19 protein-coding genes are annotated in these 21,843 nt (G+C 73.6%); 12 read left to right on the plus strand and 7 right to left on the minus strand.

The features are described from left to right. Positions 1–4 precede the first annotated feature (4 nt). Together VE546_RS00880 and VE546_RS00885 are read left to right on the plus strand one after the other, a co-directional pair. Positions 5–271 carry a hypothetical protein gene (locus VE546_RS00880; RefSeq protein WP_324916632.1) on the plus strand — a complete coding sequence of 89 codons (267 nt, stop codon included), beginning with the start codon at positions 5–7 and terminating at the stop codon, positions 269–271. A 70-nt stretch (positions 272–341) separates the two neighbouring features. Next, positions 342–1,451, plus strand: coding sequence for a GuaB3 family IMP dehydrogenase-related protein (locus VE546_RS00885; RefSeq protein ID WP_324916635.1), 1,110 nt, complete (start codon positions 342–344; stop codon positions 1,449–1,451). 95 nt (positions 1,452–1,546) lie between these two features. On the opposite strand, the gene VE546_RS00890 is transcribed toward VE546_RS00885, so the two are convergent. The 3 genes from VE546_RS00890 to VE546_RS00900 form a co-directional block, all read right to left on the minus strand. Next, complete coding sequence (locus VE546_RS00890) at positions 1,547–1,954, minus strand: PIN domain-containing protein (RefSeq protein ID WP_324916638.1); 408 nt, start codon at positions 1,952–1,954, stop codon at positions 1,547–1,549. Next, on the minus strand, positions 1,951–2,184 hold the full coding sequence (locus VE546_RS00895; protein WP_324916681.1) for a type II toxin-antitoxin system VapB family antitoxin: 234 nt from the start codon (positions 2,182–2,184) through the stop codon (positions 1,951–1,953). Before VE546_RS00895 ends, VE546_RS00890 begins: the two co-directional genes overlap by 4 nt. A gap of 106 nt (positions 2,185–2,290) precedes the next feature. Next, positions 2,291–3,553, minus strand: coding sequence for a nucleotide sugar dehydrogenase (locus tag VE546_RS00900; RefSeq protein ID WP_324916641.1), 1,263 nt, complete (start codon positions 3,551–3,553; stop codon positions 2,291–2,293). A 181-nt stretch (positions 3,554–3,734) separates the two neighbouring features. On the opposite strand from VE546_RS00900, the gene VE546_RS00905 reads away from it, so the two are divergent. From VE546_RS00905 to VE546_RS00925, 5 genes are all read left to right on the plus strand, one after another. Beyond that, positions 3,735–5,441, plus strand: coding sequence for a glycerol-3-phosphate dehydrogenase/oxidase (locus tag VE546_RS00905; RefSeq protein WP_324916644.1), 1,707 nt, complete (start codon positions 3,735–3,737; stop codon positions 5,439–5,441). A 192-nt stretch (positions 5,442–5,633) separates the two neighbouring features. Further along, on the plus strand, positions 5,634–7,697 hold the full coding sequence (locus VE546_RS00910; RefSeq protein WP_324916647.1) for a serine/threonine-protein kinase: 2,064 nt from the start codon (positions 5,634–5,636) through the stop codon (positions 7,695–7,697). A 140-nt stretch (positions 7,698–7,837) separates the two neighbouring features. Then, complete coding sequence (locus VE546_RS00915; protein ID WP_324916648.1) at positions 7,838–10,222, plus strand: serine/threonine protein kinase; 2,385 nt, start codon at positions 7,838–7,840, stop codon at positions 10,220–10,222. 123 nt (positions 10,223–10,345) lie between these two features. Beyond that, positions 10,346–12,010: a succinic semialdehyde dehydrogenase gene (locus tag VE546_RS00920; RefSeq protein ID WP_324916650.1), complete on the plus strand. Its 1,665-nt coding sequence runs from the start codon at positions 10,346–10,348 to the stop codon at positions 12,008–12,010. 73 nt (positions 12,011–12,083) lie between these two features. Then, complete coding sequence (locus VE546_RS00925; RefSeq protein WP_324916652.1) at positions 12,084–13,970, plus strand: GMC family oxidoreductase; 1,887 nt, start codon at positions 12,084–12,086, stop codon at positions 13,968–13,970. A 105-nt stretch (positions 13,971–14,075) separates the two neighbouring features. Here VE546_RS00925 and VE546_RS00930 read toward each other — a convergent pair whose 3' ends face one another. Together VE546_RS00930 and VE546_RS00935 are read right to left on the minus strand one after the other, a co-directional pair. Next, positions 14,076–15,098, minus strand: coding sequence for an LAETG motif-containing sortase-dependent surface protein (locus tag VE546_RS00930; protein WP_324916655.1), 1,023 nt, complete (start codon positions 15,096–15,098; stop codon positions 14,076–14,078). 940 nt (positions 15,099–16,038) lie between these two features. Further along, positions 16,039–16,326 carry a chorismate mutase gene (locus VE546_RS00935; protein WP_324916657.1) on the minus strand — a complete coding sequence of 96 codons (288 nt, stop codon included), beginning with the start codon at positions 16,324–16,326 and terminating at the stop codon, positions 16,039–16,041. A gap of 316 nt (positions 16,327–16,642) precedes the next feature. Between VE546_RS00935 and guaA the strand changes: the two genes are divergently transcribed. The 4 genes from guaA to VE546_RS00955 all read left to right on the plus strand — a co-directional run bounded on the left by guaA (position 16,643) and on the right by VE546_RS00955 (position 20,252). Then, positions 16,643–18,238 carry a glutamine-hydrolyzing GMP synthase gene (guaA, locus tag VE546_RS00940; protein ID WP_324916660.1) on the plus strand — a complete coding sequence of 532 codons (1,596 nt, stop codon included), beginning with the start codon at positions 16,643–16,645 and terminating at the stop codon, positions 18,236–18,238. 107 nt (positions 18,239–18,345) lie between these two features. Then, positions 18,346–18,954 (plus strand): Uma2 family endonuclease, encoded by a 609-nt coding sequence (locus VE546_RS00945; protein WP_324916663.1) that lies wholly within the window; start codon positions 18,346–18,348, stop codon positions 18,952–18,954. 195 nt (positions 18,955–19,149) lie between these two features. Continuing rightward, positions 19,150–19,713 carry a dihydrofolate reductase family protein gene (locus VE546_RS00950; protein ID WP_324916666.1) on the plus strand — a complete coding sequence of 188 codons (564 nt, stop codon included), beginning with the start codon at positions 19,150–19,152 and terminating at the stop codon, positions 19,711–19,713. Between the two features lie 98 nt (positions 19,714–19,811). Beyond that, positions 19,812–20,252 carry an SRPBCC domain-containing protein gene (locus VE546_RS00955; RefSeq protein WP_324916669.1) on the plus strand — a complete coding sequence of 147 codons (441 nt, stop codon included), beginning with the start codon at positions 19,812–19,814 and terminating at the stop codon, positions 20,250–20,252. Positions 20,253–20,328: 76 nt separating this feature from the next. On the opposite strand, the gene VE546_RS00960 is transcribed toward VE546_RS00955, so the two are convergent. After that, positions 20,329–20,517, minus strand: coding sequence for a DUF397 domain-containing protein (locus VE546_RS00960; RefSeq protein WP_324916671.1), 189 nt, complete (start codon positions 20,515–20,517; stop codon positions 20,329–20,331). A gap of 4 nt (positions 20,518–20,521) precedes the next feature. After that, positions 20,522–21,400, minus strand: coding sequence for a helix-turn-helix transcriptional regulator (locus tag VE546_RS00965; RefSeq protein WP_324916675.1), 879 nt, complete (start codon positions 21,398–21,400; stop codon positions 20,522–20,524). 179 nt (positions 21,401–21,579) lie between these two features. Here VE546_RS00965 and VE546_RS00970 point away from each other — a divergent pair. Beyond that, positions 21,580–21,843 (plus strand): ATP-binding protein (locus VE546_RS00970; protein ID WP_414720366.1); only part of this gene is annotated, 264 nt, incomplete at its 3' end.

Raw genomic sequence — 21,843 nt, forward strand, 5'->3', positions numbered from 1 at the left:
TCCGATGTTCTACGCGGTCAAGTACACCGAGGAGGCCGCCCGCATCCGCGACGGGCTCCCCGCCGACCGCAGGGAACTGCTGGAGCGGGGCCTGCTGGTGCTCGCACGGGACCCGCGGCCGAAGATGTCGATCCCGATCTCCGAGGACGAGGCCACCCGCTCGCTGGCGCTGACGCCGAACATCGGCATCGAGTACCTGGTGAGCGACGGCCTCCTGCTGGTCCTGGTCGTCCACGTCGTGGACTTCACCCAGGTGCTCCTGGAGGAGTGACACCGGGGTGCGGCCCCGGCCCCCCGCTCGGGGATACTTGGGGACGTAGACCGTAGGAAGGGCACAGCACGTGACTGAGATCGAGATCGGCCGTGGCAAGCGGGGGCGGCGCGCGTACGCCTTCGACGACATCGCCGTGGTGCCCAGCCGGCGCACCCGGGACCCGAAGGAGGTCTCGATCGCCTGGCAGATCGACGCCTACCGCTTCGAGCTGCCGTTCCTGGCCGCACCGATGGACTCGGTCGTCTCGCCGCGCACCGCGATCCGCATCGGCGAGCTGGGCGGCCTCGGCGTGCTGAACCTCGAGGGCCTGTGGACGCGCTACGAGGACCCCGAGCCGCTGCTCGCCGAGATCGCCGAGGTGGACGAGGCCCGGGCGACCCGCCGCCTCCAGGAGATCTACTCCGAGCCGATCAAGGAGGAGCTGATCGGGCAGCGGATCAAGGAGGTCCGCGACTCGGGTGTGGTGACGGCCGCCGCGCTGTCGCCGCAGCGCACCGTGCAGTTCTCCAAGGCCGTCGTCGACGCGGGCGTGGACATCTTCGTCATCCGCGGCACGACGGTCTCCGCCGAGCACGTCTCCTCCGCGGCCGAGCCGCTGAACCTCAAGCAGTTCATCTACGAGCTGGACGTCCCCGTGATCGTCGGCGGCTGCGCCACGTACACCGCCGCGCTGCACCTGATGCGCACCGGCGCCGCGGGCGTGCTCGTCGGCTTCGGCGGCGGCGCCGCGCACACCACCCGCAACGTGCTGGGCATCCAGGTGCCGATGGCGACCGCGGTCGCCGACGTGGCGGCGGCCCGCCGCGACTACCTGGACGAGTCCGGCGGCCGGTACGTCCACGTCATCGCCGACGGCGGCGTGGGCTGGTCCGGCGACCTGCCCAAGGCCATCGCCTGTGGCGCGGACGCGGTGATGATGGGCTCCCCGCTGGCCCGCGCCACCGACTCGCCCGGCCGCGGCCACCACTGGGGCATGGAGGCCGTCCACGAGGACGTCCCGCGCGGCAAGCGCGTGAACCTGGGCACGGTCGGCACCACCGAGGAGATCCTGCTGGGCCCCTCGCACAGCCCCGACGGCTCCATGAACTTCTTCGGCGCCCTGCGCCGGGCCATGGCCACCACCGGCTACTCGGAGCTCAAGGAGTTCCAGCGCGTGGAGGTCACGGTCTCCCGCTGACACCGGGGCGCGCACGGCACGGAGGGCCGGGCACGGTGGGACGTTCCGCCGGGCCCGGCCCTCCGCGTCGTGCGCCGGGCCCGGGGAGACCGGCGTCAGGGGCGTACGTCCTGCTGCCGGAGCTCGGGGAGGACGTCCGCCACGGCGGCGAAGTCGTTGTCCACGTGCAGAACGGTCAGGTCGTGGCGCACGGCCGTGGCACAGACCGGAAGGTCGAGAGGGCCGGCCGATCGGTGCAGCCCCTTCTGGGTCAGCTTGTACCGGGCTGTTTCCACCCAGCGCCAGGCGCCCTTGGGGACATCGGCCCGTCGGCACAGGGTGTCGAGCTCGTCGGCCGGCTCGTCGCGGTGGGCGGGGCCCGTGGCGGAGTGGAGGAACTCCGTCCGGGTCGGCTCGCAGATCCGGAACGCCCCGGCTCCGATGTGTTCCTCCCGGCGGCTCACGGCTCCCGGGGTCCGGAAGAGGTGCCACGGAGCACCGCAGTCCAGCAGGTACGAGATCATTCCAAAGCCGCCCTGCGGGCACGCCTGGCCGCCGCATGAGCCTCGGCGGCCTGGTCGAACTCGCCGCGCGCGCCCCGCGCGGCGAGCTTCCCGGCCGCCCGGAGGCGCTCGACGCGCTGGACGTACTCCCGGAGGGCGGTGTTGACGGCCTCCTCCTCGGTCGTGGCGCCCATGAGCCGCATGGCCGCCGCCAGGGCCTCGTCGTCGAGATCGATCCGCGTCACGGACATGACCGCCCTCCCGTGCTGGTCACGCATGCAGGAAGCATGCTCTGCCGACATCGCGTGTCCGTGCGCTTTCCGGCCGGAACGGGGCTTCGGTGCCGCGGCCCGCCCGTCACAGCCGGTGGGCCGCGCCCGTGGGGCTGGCGCCGCGGGTGTCCAGCAGGAGCTGGGCCTTGGCCGACAGGCTCTGCAGGTCGTAGACGCGGTGGTGCTGGAGGAGGAGGGTGAGGTCGGCCGCGGCGGCGGACTCGTAGAGGGAGTCGGCGCGCGGCACCGGGCGGCCCGCCACCTGCCACTGCGCCACGTGCGGGTCGTGGTAGCTGATCCGCGCGCCCAGCTCCAGCAGCTTCACGGCGATCTCGGGGGCCGGGGAGCCCTCCTGGTCGGCGAGGTCGGCCTTGTAGGTGACGCCGAGCAGCAGGACGTGGGCGCCGCGGGCCGACTTGCCGTACTCGTTCAGCAGCGTCGCCGCGCGCCGGGCGACGTAGCCGGGCATGCGGGCGTTGACCTCCCGGGCGACCTCGACCAGGCGCGGCGGACGGGCCGGGGTGCGGCCCCCGCGGTCCGGCCGGACGGGGACCACGGGGACGCCGTGGCCGCCCACGCCCGGCCCCGGCCGGAAGGCGTGGAAGCCGAACGGCTTGGTCTCCGCGCAGCGGATCACGTCCCACAGGTCGACGCCGAGGTCGTGGCAGACCACGGCCATCTCGTTGACCAGGGCGATGTTCACGTGCCGGTACGCGGCCTCCAGCACCGCCGTCATCTCGGCCTCGCGCAGGCCGCGCGCCCGCACCACCTTCTCGGTCAGCCGCCCGTAGACGGCGGCGGCCGCCTCCGTGCAGGTCGGGGTGAGCCCGCCGATGACCCGCGGGGTGTTGGCGTAGCCGTGGGCGCGGTTGCCGGGGTCGAGGCGGGCGGGGGCGCAGGCGAGGTGGAAGTCCCGTCCGGCGCGCAGTCCCGAGGCCTGCTCCAGCAGCGGGGCGACGTACTCCTCGGTGTCGCCCGGGTGGACGGGCGACTCCACCACGACGGTGGTCCGCGGGCGCAGCCGTTCACCGAGGGTGAGCGCCGCACGGCGCACCGCCCCCAGGTCCAGGGAGCCGTCCCCGTCCGGCCGGGTGGGGACGCAGATGAGGGCGGTGCGGACCCGGCTGAGGACGGACGGGTCCGAGGACGCGCGGAAACCGGCCGAGAGCATCCGCCGGACCTCGGCCGCCGACAGTCCGCCGTTCGCCGGCGGGCGCCCGGCCCCCAGCTCGCCGACGGCGTGTTCGTCGGGGTCGTAGCCGATGGTGCCGATGCCCGCGGCGGTGGCGGCCCGAGCGGTGGGAAGACCCAGGTGACCCAAGCCGAGGACGGCGAGATCTGCGGGCATGAGGTGGCGTCCCTTCCCCTGTGACTGGCGCGTAGGCCATGTCAGGTTAAGCGCATATATGACAGATATGGTGGATTGCGTACGGAGCGGTTTCCGCTCCGGGGCAAAGTCGTGGGAACGGGGGACGAGCGGGTAGAGGCCAGGGCAGGGGACGGACGGTCGACCTATCTGGGAGGCAGCGGTGAGGACAGCGGCACTGGGACCGGCCGAGCGGGCCGAGGCGCTCGCCCGCATGGCCGAACGCGAACTGGACGTACTGGTCGTCGGCGGCGGCGTGGTCGGTGCGGGCACCGCCCTGGACGCGGTGACCCGGGGCCTGGCGACCGGGATCGTCGAGGCCCGCGACTGGGCCTCCGGCACCTCCAGCCGCTCCAGCAAACTGATCCACGGCGGCCTCCGCTACCTGGAGATGCTGGACTTCGCGCTGGTGCGCGAGGCCCTCAAGGAGCGGGGGCTGCTCCTCCGGCGGATCGCCCCCCACCTGGTCAAGCCCGTGCCGTTCCTCTACCCGCTCCAGCACCGGGGCTGGGAGCGGCTGTACGCGGGCACCGGAGTGGCGCTGTACGACGTGCTCGGCGCGGCCTCCGGGCGCAGCCGCGGTCTGCCCCACCACCGCCACCTGAGCCGCCGGCACGCCCTGCGCGTGGCGCCCTGCCTGAAGAAGGACGCGCTGGTGGGCGCCCTGCAGTACTACGACGCGCAGGTGGACGACGCCCGCTACGTGGCCACCCTCGTCCGTACCGCCGCCGCCTACGGCGCCCACGCCGCCAACCGGGCGCGGGTCGTCGGCTTCCTGCGGGAGGGCGAGCGCGTGGTCGGCGCCCGGGTGCGGGACCTGGAGCAGGGCGGCGAGTTCGAGGTCCGCGCCCGGCAGGTGGTGAACGCCACCGGGGTGTGGACGGACGACACCCAGCGGCTGACCGCCGAGCGCGGGCAGTTCCACGTCCGCGCCTCCAAGGGCATCCACCTGGTGGTGCCCAGGGACCGCATCCACTCCACGACCGGGCTGATCCTGCGCACCGAGAAGAGCGTGCTGTTCGTCATCCCCTGGGGACGGCACTGGATCATCGGCACCACGGACACCGACTGGGACCTGGACAAGGCCCACCCGGCGGCCTCCAGCGCCGACATCGACTACCTGCTCGACCACGTCAACTCCGTGCTGGCGGTGCCGCTCACCCGCGACGACGTGGAGGGCGTGTACGCCGGGCTGCGCCCGCTGCTGGCCGGGGAGTCGGAGGCCACCAGCAAGCTGTCGCGCGAGCACACCGTCGCCCACTCGGTGCCCGGCCTGGTGGTGGTCGCGGGCGGCAAGTACACCACGTACCGGGTGATGGCCAAGGACGCCGTCGACGCGGCCGTGCACGGCCTCGACCACCGCGTCGCCGAGTGCTGCACCGAGGAGGTGCCGCTGCTGGGGGCCGAGGGCTACCCCGCGATGTGGAACGCCCGCGCCCGGATCGCCGCCCGCACCGGCCTGCACGTGGCGCGCGTGGAGCACCTGCTCAACCGGTACGGCTCGCTGGCCGAGGAGGTGCTGGCCCTGATCGCCGACGACCCCCGGCTCGGCGAGCCGCTGCCGTACGCGGACGACTACCTCAAGGCCGAGGTGGTGTACGCCTGTTCGCACGAGGGCGCGCGCCACCTGGACGACGTCCTCACCCGGCGGACCCGCATCTCCATCGAGACCTTCGACCGCGGCACGCGCAGCGCCCGCGAGTGCGCCGAGCTGATGGCGCCCGTGCTCGGCTGGGACGCCGACCAGATCGAGCGCGAGGTCGCGCACTACGAGAAGCGGGTCGAGGCCGAGCGGGAGTCCCAGCGCCAGCCCGACGACCAGACCGCCGACGCCGCACGGCTGGGGGCCCCGGACATCGTGCCGCTGTAGCCGCCGCCGGCTCAGCCCGAACTCAGCCCGGCCCGAACTCAGCCCGGCCCGGCGTGATGCGGCGTGGCGGGGTGTCAGGACGGCGGCCCCGCACCGCCGTTCCGGTGGCGTGTCCATGGCCGCGTACGCCTCGCTTTCCCCCATGGGTGAGAATGGGACGACTGCTGGGGCGGGCTGAGTGTGAGGGGACACATGGGCGACGTGGACACCCGCGGCAAGAAGTCCGGGCGGCTGCTGGGCGGGCGTTACCGGCTGGGCGACGTCCTGGGCCGCGGTGGCATGGGCACCGTGTGGCGTGCGGAGGACGAGGTCCTGGGCCGCACCGTCGCGGTGAAGGAGCTGCGCTTTCCCTCCAGCGTGGACGAGGAGGAGAAGCGCCGGCTCATCACCCGCACCCTGCGCGAGGCCAAGGCCATCGCGCGCATCCGCTGCAACAGCGCCGTCACCGTCTTCGACGTGGTCGACGAGGACGACCGGCCCTGGATCGTGATGGAGCTGGTCGAGGGCCGCTCGCTGGCCGACGTCCTGCGCGAGGACGGGCCGCTGGAGCCGCGCCGGGCGGCCGAGGTGGGCCTGGCGGTCCTGGACGTGCTGCGGGCCGCGCACCGCGAGGGCATCCTGCACCGCGACGTGAAGCCGTCCAACGTCCTCATCGCCGACGAGGACGGGCGGGTCGTCCTCACCGACTTCGGCATCGCCCAGATCGAGGGCGACCCCTCCCTGACCTCCACCGGCATGCTGGTCGGAGCGCCCTCCTACATAGCGCCCGAGCGGGCGCGCGGCCAGCGCCCCGGCCCGCCGTCCGACCTGTGGTCGCTGGGCGGCCTGCTGTACGCGGCCGTGGAGGGTCACCCGCCGTACGACAAGGGGTCGGCGATCGCGACCCTGACCGCGGTGATGACCGAGCCGCTGGAGCCCCCGGTGCGGGCCGGGGAGCTGGAGGAGGTCATCTACGGCCTGCTGCACAAGGACCCGGAGGAGCGGCTGGACGAGCCGGGCGCGCGGGCGCTGCTGGAGCGGGCGGTCAGGGGGTCCGGCGCCGCGGCCGCGTCCAAGGCGTCCAAGACGTCCGAGGGCACCCGTACGACCGTGCTGCCGCTGCTCGGCGGGCGCGCGGCGACCGCCGGCGACACGAAGGCGCCGAAGGGCCCGCACACCACGGGCGCCGCGAACGCTCCGGAGACCAGGGAGGGTTCGGCGGCCCCGGCGGCCTTCCCGGTCCAGGCCGGCACCGCCGGCCGGGGCTCCGCGGGCGGTGCCGACGGTCCGGGCGGCTCCGGCGGCGAGCGGCTGCGTGAGACGCTGCGGACCGTGCGCGACGCCATGGCCGCCGCCGCGGCCAAGCGCGGCACCGGACGGGCGCCGGCCGGCGGCACCGGCAGCGGCGGCAACGGAAGCGGCAGCGGCACCACGGCCACGGCCGCCGTCCCGGCGCGCCTGGCCGACCTGGCCCGGCTGACGCGGCAGCCCGTCGGGATCGCGGTGGTCGCCGTGGTCGTGCTGGCCGTGCTCGGCACCGTCCTGGCCGTGGCGCTCGGCGGCGACGACGGGGGCGGCGAGCGGCCCCGGCCGGAGCGGTCCGTCTCCCAGGGCGGCGCCGGGGAGCAGAGCGGCGACGAGGCGCGGAAGAAGGAGGACGGCGGCGCGCGGGACGGCGCGTCCGGCACGCCGACCCCCGAGGCCTCCGGTCAGGACGACCGCGGAGGACGGACCGGCAAGGAGGACAAGGACGGCGGGAGCGGCACGACCGGCCAGGACGGGAGCCAGGGCGGGAAGGAGAAGGGCGGCAAGGGGCTGCCCGACGGCTTCGCGCAGGTCGTCGACGACCGCTTCCACTTCTCGATGGCCATGCCCTCGGGCTACGAGCGCACCGACATAGCGGGACAGAACTCCGGCGGCATCTACACCCCGCCCGGCGGCGGCTACCCCAAGATCCAGGTCGACTTCAACGGCAGCCCCGGCAGCAGCGCGGCGGGCGCCTGGAGGTCCCTGGAGCCCGCCGTGCGCGGCAGCAGCAGCGGATACTCCCTGATCGGCATCAAGTCCGTGGACTGGCGGGGCTACCCGACCGTCGCCGACTGGACGTTCGAGCGCACGGAGAAGGGGAAGAGGGTCCGCGTCCTCAACCGCGGCTTCCGGGTGGACAGCAGGCACGGCTACGCCATCATGATCACCTGCGAGGCGGACGCGTGGAACGGCGAGAAGTGCCGCACGGCGCGGGAGACCGCGTTCCGGACGTTCCGGCCCCGGGACTGAGGCCAACTGCCCCGACCGGCGACGCAGGGCCCCTCCGGCACGTATCGTGATAGGTCGCAGACCCTACGCATCCGCGCTCCGGCTGGTGGGAACGGGTCTTGACGGACCATAACGCTGGGGGATTCGTGGGGAGGCGCGCCGTGGACGACTACTCGGGTCGGCTGCTGGCCGATCGGTACCGCTTGCCGCGTCCGCCGTCCGACGAGTACGAACTCGTGGAGTCCCGCGCGTACGACACGGCCAGCGGGCAGGAGGTGCTGGTCCGTCAGATCCCGCTGCCCGAGGTCGTCGACGCGGAGTTCGTCGGCGGGGGAGCCGGCCGCACGGGCGGTTACGGCCGCGCACATCCCGGGCGGGCCACGCGGCGGCCCGCGGACCCCACCGTGCGGCGCGCGGTGGAGGCGGCGATGGCCGCCGCGCGGATACCCGACCACCCGCGGCTCGACCAGGTCTTCGACGTCTTCGTCGAGGGCGACGGGCTGTGGATCGTCAGCGAACTCGTGGCCGCCCGGCCGCTGGCCGCCGTGCTCGCCGAGAAGCCGCTGAGCCCCTACCGCGCCGCCGAGCTGGCGGCCGACCTGCTCGCCGCCCTGCGCGCGGTCCACGCGCACGGCTGGGTGCACCGCAACATCACCCCCCGCACGGTCCTGGTCTGCGACGACGGCCGTGCCGTCCTCACCGGGCTGGCCGCCGGCGCGGCGGAGGAGGCCCTGTGCGGGTACGACCCCCTGCCGGCGCCGCCGAGCGTCCTGCCGCGCGGCCACGTCCCCGAGGACCCGCCCGGCCCGCCCGGCCCGGGCGGTCCCCCCGACGGGGGCCCGGGCCCGCTGCGGGGCGGTGTGCCGCGGCAGATGCCCGGACCGGACGCGGGCCGGGGGTCCGCGGAGCCCGGCCCGTCCTCCCCCCATGGCCCCCAGGGCCCCTACGGCCCCGGCGGCGACCCGTACGACCAGGGCGGCCGGACCTCCGGGCGAGCGGCCCGCAGCGGCGCCATCGCCGCGTACCGCGCCGGGACCAGGGCCGCCGCCGCACGGGTCGAGGTCGAGGCCCGCAGGTCCGGGGAGGAGGGCCCGGACGGCCGGTGGTCCGCCGACGACCTCCGCCCGGTCCCCCCGGGGGAGCACGGGACGGCCGGCCCGCCCGCCGCCGCGTCCCCGTACGGCGGAGCGGGCGACGAGCCCGCCGGGAGCGGCGCGGACGCGGGACCGTCCGGCCGGCCCTGGGGCGGGGAGGACGACGACCGCTACCGCGGCCCCACCACCGCGCTCGCCGCCGAACGCGCCCGCCAGACGCGGATCATGGTCGTCGGCGCCGTCACCGAGCGCTGGGCGCCCGAACAGGCCGGGCCGGTGTACGAGAACTGGCGGCTGGCCCCGCCGGTCGGCCCGGCGGCCGACCTGTGGGCGCTGGGCGCGCTGCTGTTCCGGGCCGTGCAGGGGCACGCCCCCTACCCGGAGGAGTCCGCGGCCGAGCTGGTGCAGATGGTGTGCGCCGAGCCGCCCGCGTTCGCCGAGGAGTGCGGCGCGCTGCGGCCCGTCGTGGAGTCGCTGCTGCGTCAGGACCCGACCGAGCGGCCGGACTTCGAGGAGCTGGGCGGCTGGCTGCGGTCCCTGATCCGGTCCGCGCCCGAGCCGGAGGTCGGGGTGCACACGGTCACCGCGCCGCTCTCCCTGGACGCGGGCGCGCCCGCCGACCCGCGGCGGCTGCCGATCGTGCGGCGCCGGGGCGAGCTGGTCCGCAGGAAGCGCACCGAGCGGTCGCCGGTGCCCACGCACGCCCGGCACCGGCGCGCCCGGAAGGAGCGCAACCCGCGCCGTCTGGGGCTGCTGCTGGTCGGGCTGATCCTCCTGCTGCTGACCGGAACGCTGCTGTACGCCGCGCTGCTGATGCCGGGGAAGGACACCGGGTCCACCGCGGACACCGGCAACCAGCGCCCCGGCCGGGTGGGCACCCAGCCCGACCTGCCCGACCGGACGGCCCCGCCGTCCTCCCAGGAGCCCTCCGCGCCGCGGGAGTCCGCCGGCACCGCCTCGCCCGGCACCCGGCAGCCGCAGACCACCGAGCCCGCGCAGGGGCTCGACGGCTACGTCCTGCACAAGGACGGGGCCGGGTTCCAGATCGCGGTCCCCGAGGGCTGGCGGCGCGGCGGGCCGGACGGCGACGGCCGGACCGTCTTCCGGGGCGGGGGCATCGAGCTGGTCGTCGTGCCGGGCCGGGACACCACCGACGAGTACGGCGACGACCCGATGGCGTACCTCACCGGCGAGCAGCGGGAACTGGACGCGTACCGCGCCGCCGACTGGTCGACCAACTCCGGGATGCGGCGGATCGAGGTGGGCCGGACGGCCATGGCCGAGGGCCGGTTCAGTTGGCGCGACGGCCACGGCGAGACCTACCTGCGCGACCGGGCGATCATCATCGACGGCCGGTACCACGTGGTGCTGATCAAGGGACCGGAGAACCGGAAGAACACCATCGACCGCCACTTCGAGCAGGTGGCGGACACCTACCGCGTCACCGGGTGACGGACGGCCGGTCCGCCGGCGGTGGACCTGTGCCCCCTCGTGCCGGCGTCCGCCGGCGGATTCCGTGAAAAACGGTTACCGATGGGTACCCTCCGGGTTCCCCGCGGCCTTACCCTCCGCTCCATGACGGATTCGCCCGACACCGCCACGGGAACGGCACCCGCCGCCGACGGCGCCCCGGAGACCACGGTCACCCCGGCCATCCCCGCCAATCCGGTCGCCCCCGCCCCCGCCACCGCCCGTACCGCCGCGGACGTGGTGACCGAACGGCTCGTCGCCCGGCTGACCGGCGATGTCGTCGGCAGCGGCAGCACCGCCTGCCACACCCCGTTCACCGGGGAGCGGCTGGCCGTCCTGCCCGAGTCCACGCCCGGGGACGTCGCCGAGGCGTTCGCCCGGGCCCGCGAGGCCCAGCGGGCGTGGGCGGCCCGGCCGGTGCGCGAACGCGCCGCCGTCCTGCTGCGCTTCCACGACCTGCTGCTCGACCGCCAGTCCGAGGTGCTGGACCTGGTCCAGTTGGAGACCGGCAAGGCGCGGCTGCACGCGCACGAGGAGGTGCAGGCGGTCGCCGTCGCCGCCCGGCACTACGGCCGCAAGGCCGCCTCCTACCTGCGCCCCCGGCGGCACACCGGCGCCTTCCCCGTCCTCACCCGGGTGCGCGAGCTGCGCCACCCGCGGGGCGTCGTCGGACAGATCGCCCCCTGGAACTACCCCCTGGAGCTGTCCGTCGGCGACGCCCTGCCCGCCTTCGCCGCGGGCAACGCCGTGGTGATGAAGCCCGACACCGAGACCGCGCTGACCGCCCTGTGGGCGCGTGCCCTGCTGATCGAGGCCGGGCTGCCCGCCGGTGTCTGGCAGGTCGTCATCGGGGAGGGCCCGGTGATCGGCCCGGCGGTCGTCGACCACGCCGACTACGTCTCCTTCACCGGCTCCACCCGCACCGGCCGCGAGGTCGCCCAGCGCGCCGCGTTCCGCCTGGTGGGCTGCTCGCTGGAGCTGGGCGGCAAGAACGCCATGCTCGTCCTGGACGACGCCGACCCGGACCGGGCGGCGGCGGGCGCGGTGCGCGGCGCGTTCTCCTCGGCGGGCCAACTGTGCATCTCCATCGAACGGCTCTACGTCCACGCCTCGGTCGCCGACGCCTTCCTGGAGCGCTTCACCGCCCGCACCAGGGCCCTGCGCCTGGGCGCCGCGCTCGCCTACGGCGCCGACATGGGCTCGCTCGTCTCGGAGCGGCAGCTTCGCACCGTCACCCACCACGTGGAGGACGCCGTCGCCAAGGGGGCGAGGGTCCTCGCGGGCGGCAGGCCGCGCCCCGACGTCGGCCCGCTGTTCCACGAGCCGACCGTCCTGGAGGGCGTCACCCCCTCGATGGCCGTCTGCGAGGAGGAGACCTTCGGCCCCGTCGTCTCCGTCTACCGCTTCACCGACGACGAGGAGGCGATCGCGCTCGCCAACGCCACCCCGTACGGGCTCAACGCCAGCGTCTGGTCCGGCAACGGCCGCCGCGCCCGCGCCGTCGCCGCCCGGCTGCGGGCCGGCACGGTCAACGTCAACGAGGGCTATGCGGCGGCGTACGGCAGCGTCCAGGCGCCGATGGGCGGCATGGGCGAGTCCGGACTGGGCCGCCGCCACGGCGCGGAGGGCATCCTCAAGTACACCGAGGCGCAGACCGTCGCGCACCAGCGCGTGCTGCCCATGGCACCGTCGTTCGGCATGGACGACGAGAGGTACGCGGCGTTCATGACCCGCTCCCTGCGCGCCATGAAGACGTTCCGCCTCCGCTGACGCCCCTCGCCCTCTCCCCCGTCCCCGCTTCCGCCACCTCCCCACACCAGCCGCACCGCCCGGAGGTATCCCCGTGTCCCCGACCCAGGACGAGACAGCAGACGAGACAGCGAACGGCGCGTCACGGCCGCCGTACGACTACGACGTGATCGTCGTCGGTTCCGGCTTCGGCGGCTCGGTGTCCGCGCTGCGGCTCACCGAGAAGGGCTACCGCGTCGGGGTGCTGGAGGCGGGCCGCCGCTTCACCCGCGAGACGCTGCCGAAGAACTCCTGGGACCTGCGCGCCTACCTGTGGGCCCCGGCCCTGGGCCTGTACGGCATCCAGCGCATCCACCTGCTGGGGAAGGTGATGATCCTGGCGGGCGCCGGGGTCGGCGGCGGCTCCCTGAACTACGCCAACACCCTCTACGTGCCGCCGCCCGCCTTCTTCCGGGACCGCCAGTGGGGACACATCACCGACTGGCAGGAGGAGTTGAGGCCGTACTACGAGCAGGCCGGGCGGATGCTCGGCGTCCGGCTCAACCCCTCCATGACCCCCTCCGACGTCCACCTGAAGGCCGCCGCCGAGCGGATGGGCGTCGGCGACACCTTCCACCTCGCCCCGGTGGGGGTCTTCTTCGGCGACGGGAAGGACGCCGACGGCACGGCGCGGGCCGAGCCGGGCCAGGAGGTCCCCGACCCCTACTTCGGCGGTGCGGGCCCCGCGCGGCGCGCCTGCACCGAGTGCGGCGAGTGCATGACCGGCTGCCGGCACGGCGCCAAGAACGCCCTCACCGAGAACTACCTCCACCTGGCCGAGCGGGCGGGCGCGGTCGTCCACCCGATGACCACCGTCACCGCGGTGACCGAGGACGGCCACGGCGGCTTCGCGGTCACCACCGTGCCGACCGACCGGCGCCGCCGGGGCCGCCGCCGGGTGCTGCGCTGCCGGCGGGTCGTGCTGGCCGCCGGCACCTACGGCACCCAGACCCTGCTGCACCGGATGCGGGACGAGGGCCTGCTGCCGCGGATCTCCCCGCGGCTGGGGGAGCTGACCCGCACCAACTCCGAGGCCCTGGTCGGGGCGATGACCTACCGGCGCCGCTACCGGAGGAGGTTCGGGCCCGGCGCGGAGCCCGACTTCACCCGGGGCGTGGCCATCACCTCCTCCATCCACCCCAACGACACCACCCACATCGAACCCGTCCGCTACGGCAAGGGCTCCAACGCGATGGGCCTCCTCTCGGTCCTCCAGGTGCCGCACGGCGGACGCGTCCCGCGGCCGCTGGCCTTCGCCGCGCAGTGCCTGCGCCACCCCGTGCTGGCCCTGCGGTCGCTGTCCGTCCGCCGGTGGTCGGAGCGGACCATCATCGGCCTGGTGATGCAGACGCTGGACAACTCCCTGACCACCTACCGCAGGCCCAGGGGGCCGGGGAGGGGCCTGCTCACCGCCCGGCAGGGCCACGGCGCGCCCAACCCCGACCACATCCCCGAGGGCGCCGAGGCCGCACGGCTGCTGGCCGAGGAGATCGGCGGCTTCCCGGGCACGAACGTCGGCGAGCTGATGGGCACCCCGCTGACCGCGCACTTCCTGGGTGGCTGTCCGATCGGCGCCTCGCCCGAGGAGGGCGTCATCGATCCCTACCACCGGCTGTACGGGCACCCGGGCATCTCGGTGGTCGACGGTTCGGCGGTCTCGGCCAACCTGGGCGTCAACCCCTCCCTGACCATCACCGCCCAGGCCGAACGCGCCATGTCCCTGTGGCCCAACAAGGGCGAGCCCGACCCCCGTCCCGTCCAGGGCATGCCCTACGTCCGCCTGCCCGCCGTACCGCCGCGTCACCCGGCGGTGCCCGAGGGCGCGTTCGCCGCGCTGAGGCTGCCGCTGCTGCCGGTCCCGGCCGTACCGCCGAAGAAGGCGCCGGAGAAGACGCTGGAGGAGCCGAAGGAGACGGAGCCGGAGGCCGGAGCGGGGACCTGAGCGCGCACGGGAACGTGCCGGAGGGGTGGAGCGACCCGGCTGCTCCACCCCTCCGGCGCGTTCGGACGGTCACCCCGTCACACGGTCGCCGTCACGCGGTGGCCGTCACGCGGTGGCGGAGGTGTCCGCCCCGGCGCCCCTGCGGCGCCGCACCACGAACACCGCCCCGGCGCCCAGCACCACGGCCGCGCCGCCCGTGAGGGCGACCATCGGCAGCGCGGAGGACGAACCGGTCTCGGCGAGCCGGCCCTTGAGGTCCTTCACGCCGCCCTGCGGCCTGACGTCGACGGGGCTCTTGCCGTCCTGTGGCTTGGCGTCGCCGACGTGGCCCGGCTTCCGGCCGGGGGCGAGGATCTCGAAGCGGTACCACTCCTCGTCGTAGCCGCAGTCCTCCTCGTCGCCGGACAGGCCGAAGGCGATCGCGACCGCGGAACCGGCCGGAGCGGACGCGGAGATGCTCAGGCGCAGCTTGAGGGAGATCTTCTTCCCGGCGTCCACGGGCAGGAAGTCGCCGATGATGCCGCCGTCGGACAGGTCGCCGGTCCACGTCCGGCCGTCGAAGTACTGGAACGTCGCGTACTTCGAGGTCAGGTCGCTCTCGAAGGAGCCGTCCACGTCCTTCTCGTACAGGACGGTCGCGCCGATGAAGACCTGCCCCAGTTCCTCACCCCGGCTGTTGTCCAGGTTCAGGTGGAACTCCTTCCAGCCCGAACCGGCAACGATCTTGTCGGGGAGGCCGGACAGGCTCGCCTCGAAGTCGGCCTCGCACACCGGAGGCTCTTCGTCCGGCGTGCTCTCGCTCGGGCTCGGGGAGGCGGTGCCGGGCTCGCTGGGACTGGGCGAGGTGGTCCCGCTCCCGCTCGGGCTCGGGGAGGTGGTGCCGGGCTGGCTCGGGCTGGGCGAGGTGGTGCCGGGCTCGCTGGGGCTCGGCGAGGTGGTGGTCTCGCTCTCGCTCGGGGAGGCGGTGCCGGGCTCGCTCGGGGCGGGCGTCCGGGTCTCGGTCTCGGACGAGCCGGGGGTGGGAGTGGCGGTGCCCTCCTCGGCGTACGCGGCGGGCGCCACCAGCAGCGCGGCGGGAGCGATGACGGCCGTGGCCGCGGCGGCCGTCAGGGCGCGGCGAAGCTTCATGGGTGACCTCATTCGGTCCGTGGCGGAAGAACGGGAAAGAGGGGGAAGCCGTTGCGGCGGTGGTGGGGCCCGGCCCGGCTGGCAGCAGAGTAGGGGTGGAGCGGAGTCCTCCGCCGGAGTGTTTTCCCGGGCCTTCTGGCTCCCGCAGCCGGACCGACTCGGCACAAGGGGCGAATGCGGTCAGTTGCCCACGCTCACCCAGGTTTCGGTGTGCGTTATCTCACACAGGGGTTCGGTTTTTCCGTTGTGGACCCGTGATGGAGAGTGGCACAACCCTTCAACCGCCTCATTCGTCCCACGCGTTCCGCCGTTCCGCCGTTCCGCCGTTCCGCCGTTCCGCCGTTCCGCTCGGCGGGCGGCGCGGAGGCGCGGAGGCGCACGGGAGTGCCGGAGCGACGAGAAGGGCCCCGGGCGCCGGCCGGGTGGGTGGCCGGGGCCCGGGGCCTCGGGTCAGCGTCGGCGTCAGGGCTGCGCCAACGCTGAGGCGGCGCCGGGGGGAACGCCGCGAAGGTGGTCCGTGAGCGCGGGCCCGCGTCGCACGGAAACCACTTGGCATCGTGCTGGATGCGCCTCCCGCCACGCAACCGTTTCGACCGAGCCCGATCGCTCCGTTCACAACCTGTCCGGAACCGGATCACAGAACCCGCCGGAAGGGGCCGCGGAGCGGTCGGTCCACGGCGTCCCGAGGACCGACCGCTGTGTCGTGACCGGGCTGCTGTCCCCTGCCGTCCGGCCACTGCACCGGAGCGAGGTCCCACGACGTCCGGTCCTCACCTCCCGAGGGAGGACGGCGTCTCATCGCTCCGGTACGTCCCCACCGCCGCCGGGCGCCCGGTTGGCTCTGGGGTCACCTCGTCCAACGACGGGTCTCCCGGAGCGGTAACGCACCGTACGGGTGATCACCGTGCGTGACCGGGAGAGGGTGGTGCCCGGACGCGGTTCAGACACGCCCGCGGCACAGCTCCAGCAGCGTCATGGCCAGGGAGGTGCCGGGCCGGCCCAGCTCCTCGCGGTAGCGGGTGAGGATCTCCATCTCGCGGGAGAGGTTCACCCGGCGGCCGCCCGCCTCGATCCGGGCGCGTTGGATGCGGGCGGAGACCTCCATGCGTTCGTGCACCAGGTCGATGATCCGGCGGTCCAACTCGTCGATCCGGCCGCGTTCCTCGGCGATCCGCTCGTCGGAGGCGGTGCCGGTGCTCGTGGTCGCGGTCGTGGTCGGGGTGCTCATGGCCGTACGTCCCTCCTGGGGGTCGGACGCACCGGCCGGTCACGCTCGGGGAACAACGCCAGGCGCCCCGGGCCTTGACCGGCCCGGGGCGCCTGGGAAGTCGCTCGTCAGTGGCTCACGCAGCGAGACCATGGCAGCCGGCCGGGCCGGTGCCATAGGTAAACCAGTAAGCGGTCTGCGTGAACATGCGGCCCAGTATGCCCCCGGGGCCCGGCCGTGGCCAGCAGGCGGCCGGATGGTGAGACGAAGATCGCCGACACGCCCCCGCTAGACTGGACTTTCCCAGCCAGATCCACGCCGAAAGGCAGCCAGCCCCGTGGCACCAGAGCACACCGCCGAGCCCACCGCCGCCCCCGACACCGTCCTGGTCGTCGACTTCGGCGCGCAGTACGCACAGCTCATCGCCCGCCGCGTCCGCGAGGCCCGGGTCTACAGCGAGATCGTGCCGTCCACCATGCCGGTGGAGGAGATGCTCGCGAAGAACCCGAAGGCGATCATCCTCTCCGGCGGCCCCGCGTCCGTGTACGCGGAAGGGGCGCCCGGCATCGACCGTTCGCTGTTCGAGGCCGGGGTGCCCGTCTTCGGCATGTGCTACGGCTTCCAGCTCATGGCCCAGGCGCTCGGCGGCACCGTGGACAACACCGGCCGTCGGGAGTACGGCGGCACGCCGCTGACCGTCACCAAGCCCGGCTCCACCCTCTTCGAGGGCACCCCCGCCGAGCAGTCGGTGTGGATGTCCCACGGCGACGCCTGCTCGGCCGCCCCCGAGGGCTTCACCGTCACCGCCGCCACCGACGGGGTGCCGGTCGCGGCGTTCGAGGACGACGAACGCAAGCTCTACGGCGTGCAGTACCACCCGGAGGTGGCGCACACCACCTACGGCCAGCAGGTGCTGGAGCACTTCCTCTACCGGGGCGCGGGCCTGAGGCCGACCTGGACGGCCGCCAACGTGGTCGAGGAGCAGGTCGCCGCCATCCGCGCCCAGATCGGCACCAAGCGCGCCATCTGCGGGCTGTCGGGCGGCGTGGACTCCGCGGTGGCCGCCGCCCTGGTCAACAAGGCCATCGGCGACCGCCTGACCTGCGTCTACGTGGACCACGGCCTGATGCGCAAGGGCGAGTCCGAGCAGGTCGAGAAGGACTTCGTGGCCGCCACCGGCGTCCAGCTCAAGGTCGTGGACGCCGAGAAGCGCTTCCTGGACGCGCTGGCCGGGGTGACCGACCCCGAGGAGAAGCGGAAGATCATCGGCCGGGAGTTCATCCGCGTCTTCGAGCAGGCCGCGAGCGAGATCGTCGCCGAGGCCGGCTCGGGCGACGAGGCCGTGGAGTTCCTGGTGCAGGGCACCCTCTACCCGGACGTGGTGGAGTCCGGCGGCGGCACCGGCACCGCCAACATCAAGTCCCACCACAACGTCGGCGGCCTCCCCGAGGACCTGACGTTCAAGCTCGTCGAGCCGCTGCGCAAGCTGTTCAAGGACGAGGTCCGGATGGTCGGCCAGGAACTGGGCCTGCCGGAGGAGATCGTCCACCGCCAGCCCTTCCCCGGCCCGGGCCTGGGCATCCGGATCGTCGGCGAGGTCACCAGGGAGCGCCTGGACCTGCTGCGCGAGGCCGACGCCATCGCCCGCGAGGAGCTGACCGCGGCCGGGCTGGACCGCGACATCTGGCAGTGCCCGGTGGTGCTGCTCGCCGACGTCCGCAGCGTCGGCGTCCAGGGCGACGGCCGCACCTACGGCCACCCGATCGTGCTGCGGCCGGTGTCGTCGGAGGACGCGATGACCGCCGACTGGTCGCGCCTGCCGTACGACGTGCTGGCCCGCATCTCGACCCGCATCACCAACGAGGTGCCCGAGGTCAACCGCGTGGTGCTGGACGTCACCAGCAAGCCGCCGGGGACCATCGAGTGGGAGTGACCGCCCCTGCGGTCCCCCCGGTCAACGCCCGCGCCGCCGCTCACCCGTACGAGCGGCGGCGCGGGCGTTTTCCGTGAGTCGGCCGCGGGAGCGCCGACGATGGCCGCATGGACGACCTGGACGGCGTGAACGGCATCGACGACGAACCGTTCCCCGAGTGGCTGCGCCCCCCGTACCGGGGCTTCACGGTCGACGACCTCTTCCGCCTGCCCGAACTCCCGCCGCACACCCAGCTCATCGACGGCGGCCTCGTCTTCCGGGCCCGGCAGAGCGTGTACCACTCGCTGGCCAACTCCCTCCTGGTGGAGGGCCTCGGCCGCACCTGCCCGGCCCATCTGCGGGTGCGGCGGGAGACGGTCGTGGTGCTCGGCCCCGGCCAGGCGCCCGAACCGGACGTGCTGGTGATCCGCGCGGAGGCCGCCAGGTCCCTGGAGGCGGACCGCCACGCGGCCCGGGACGTCGTCCTGGTCGTCGAGACCGTCACCCCCGACTCGGCGATCCGCGACCGCGAGCGCAAACCCCAGCTCTACGCGCGGGCGGGCATCCGGCACTTCTGGCTGGTGGAGGAGGGCGCGCGCCGCCGCCCGGTCGTCCACGTCCACGAACTCGACCCGGCGACCGGTGCGTACGCCCTCACGGGCGTCCACCGCGACCGGCTCAGGCTCGCCGTCCCGTACGCCATCGACATCGACCTCACCGCGATCGACCGGATGTGAGGCCGGCGGCGCCGTCCGGTCAGGCGCCCACCGGGAGGACGGGGACCGTCCGGCGCCGGCGGGCCCCGCCTGTCAGTGGCGGCCGATAGCGTGCCGTTAATCACAGGGCCGGATCAGGCGGGTCCTGGACGGGCACGGCCGCGTGCTGCGGTCCGGCTCCGGCGCCACCCCCCGAACTCCGAAGGGAAGCCAGGCATGCGCAGGTTCAAGCTCCAGGTCCAGGTCACCGCCGACGGCTACATGGCCGGTCCGAACGGCGAGATGGACTGGCTGACGTTCCCCTGGACCGACGACATCAACACCTACATCGACGCGGTCACCGAGTCGGTCGACTGCATCGTGCTGGGCCGCAAGCTCGCCGAGGGGTTCATCCCGGCGTGGGAGTCCGGGCCCGAGGGCGAGACGCAGGAGTCCATCGACTGGATGAACAACACGCCCAAGGTCGTGATCTCCGACTCCCTCGCCGAATCGCCCTGGAAGAACGCCACCGTCGCCGGCGGCGACCTCACCGAGACCGTGAACCGGCTCAAGGCACAGCCGGGCGGGGATCTGATCACCTACGGTGGCGGCACGCTCGTGTCGAACCTGATCGCCCGGGGCCTGCTCGACGAACTCCACCTGTTCGTCAACCCGACCGCGATCGGCACCGGCATGCCCGTGTTCCCCACCGCCGGCGCCTACCACCGGCTCCGCCTCATCACCGCCCGGGCGTTCGACTGCGGGATCACCGCGCTGCACTTCGAGCCGGAGCGTTCCTGACACGGGCCGTGCGGTGCGATGAGTTTCCGCGCGCCGGTCCGTCTCATCCTGTGCCCCCTCCTTCCAGAACGGAGGGGCCCGCCGAGAAGGAGACGACGATGAGCCGGAACACCCCGACCCAGGAGCACACCTACACCCTCACCCGCGAACTGGACGCCTCCGCCGCGGAGGTCTTCGCGGCCTGGACGACCCCGGCGCGGTACGAGCGGTGGGCCGGTGCCGAGGCGGGATCGGTGGAGATGGACGTACGGCCGGGCGGCGCCTGGAAGGCCGTGATGGTCGTCCCCGGCGGGCACCGGGTGCCCATCGGGGGCTCCTATCGGGAGGTGGCGGCCGACCGGCGGCTGGTGATGGACATGGAGATGCCCGGCGCGCCCGAGCCGACCGTGATGACCATGGAGCTGGCCGAGCGGGCGGACGGCGGGCCGACCCGGCTCACCCTGAGCCAGGTCTGCGCCACCGCCGAGGAGCGCGACATGGCCGAGGAGGGCAGCACGATGCTGCTGGACTCCCTCACCGCGCACCTCGCGGAGCGCTGACCGGCACCGGTGCGACCGCGGTCGCCGTAGGGGACGGGGGTCCGTACGGCGACCCCGGGCGTTCACGCCCGGCGGGTCATACGGCCCGCTCGCCGCGCAGCGCGGCGAGGAACGCGGTCCAGGCACCGGGGGAGAGACGTATGCAGGGGCCTGCGGGCGTCTTGGAGTCGCGTACGGCGACGGTGGCGGGGACGTTGACGGCGACCTCGACGCATTCACCGCTGCCGCTGCTGTAACTGGACTTGCGGAACTCGAACCCGGTCATGCGGTCACAACCCCTTACGGATGCTTTCGATCAGCACGACGGAATCGTGCTGCGCCAACGCTTGCCTCGCTGTGCGTTCGAAGAACGTGCGGTACGTTGCGCCATCCTCCTCGTTCTCCACCCACACCGTAGAGCCGATCGTGTCCGTGTGGATCACATCGACCGCCTCGGCCTGCGCGAAAGAGATGATCGTGAATGAACTGGCCGCGCAGGCGTGGGCACCTGCGTGGAACGGCAGGATTTGAAGCCGGACGTTGGGCAACCGGGCCAGTTCGAGCAAATGGCCAAGCTGGGCGCGCATGACCTCCGGTCCGCCCACGAGTTGGCGCAGGGCTGCTTCCCAGACCACGGCGTACACCTGCAACGGCTGTTCGCCATGGAGGCGTTGCTGGCGTTTCAGGCGAGCTTCGACCATGCGCTCGATCTCGTCGGGATCGTCCCACGCGCCTTCGCCCACCACGAGCGCGCGGGCGTACTCGGCTGTCTGCAACAGGCCCGGCACGAAGGAGAGTTGCCACGTCCGGACTCGGCTGGCCACGTCCTCCATCGCGATGTACTCGGCCAGCGCTCCGGTTTTCGGCAGGTGCTTCCACCAGCCCTTGGCCTTGCGTCGCTCCCGGTCCAGCCTAGCCAGGTTCAGCAGGGTGTCCCTGGCTGCGGGGTCATCGAGGCTGTAGAAGTCGCAGAGCGCCCGAATGTCGGGATCTCGCATCGGCACCCAACCGCGCTCCATCTTGACGATCTTGGTGGCAGTGGCGCTCAACGCCTCGGCTGCCTGTTGCTGGGTCTTGCCCGCTGCGTCGCGCAGGCGCAGCAGCTCACTTCCGAGCTTGCGACCCAGGACGGTGGAGACCCGGTTGCCTTGGTGTGCCCACTGATTCACGGCAGCAGTCTGTCCTCTTCGTGTGACGACGGTCGAGCGAATCTCTGTCTCGGGAATATCTTCCCCAATCAGATTGCTCCTGGAGCGCTCTACCTCTACCTTATGTGACGAGCCGCTCACTCAGCGGACTGGGCGGCGCCTGCGGGCGTCGGCACATCGCTCATGAAGGCGTGATCACCATGACTGCATCGCAACCCTCGCCCGCCACCGTCCTCCGCGAGGACAGGCTCGACTACACCCCGTTCCCCAGCAGCGTGAGCCTGGCCCGGCGGCGGACGGCCCGGCTGGTGTCCGAGTGGGGCCACCCCGAGGCGGCGGGGGACGCCGCGCTGATCGTCAGCGAACTGGCCGGCAACGCGCTGCTGCACGGCCGCGTGCTGGGGCGGCTGTTCCGGGTGCACCTGATGCTGACGGCATCGGTGGTGCGCATCGAGGTCAGCGAC

This window comes from Streptomyces sp. (assembly GCF_035644915.1).
GTDB lineage: Bacteria > Actinomycetota > Actinomycetes > Streptomycetales > Streptomycetaceae > Streptomyces.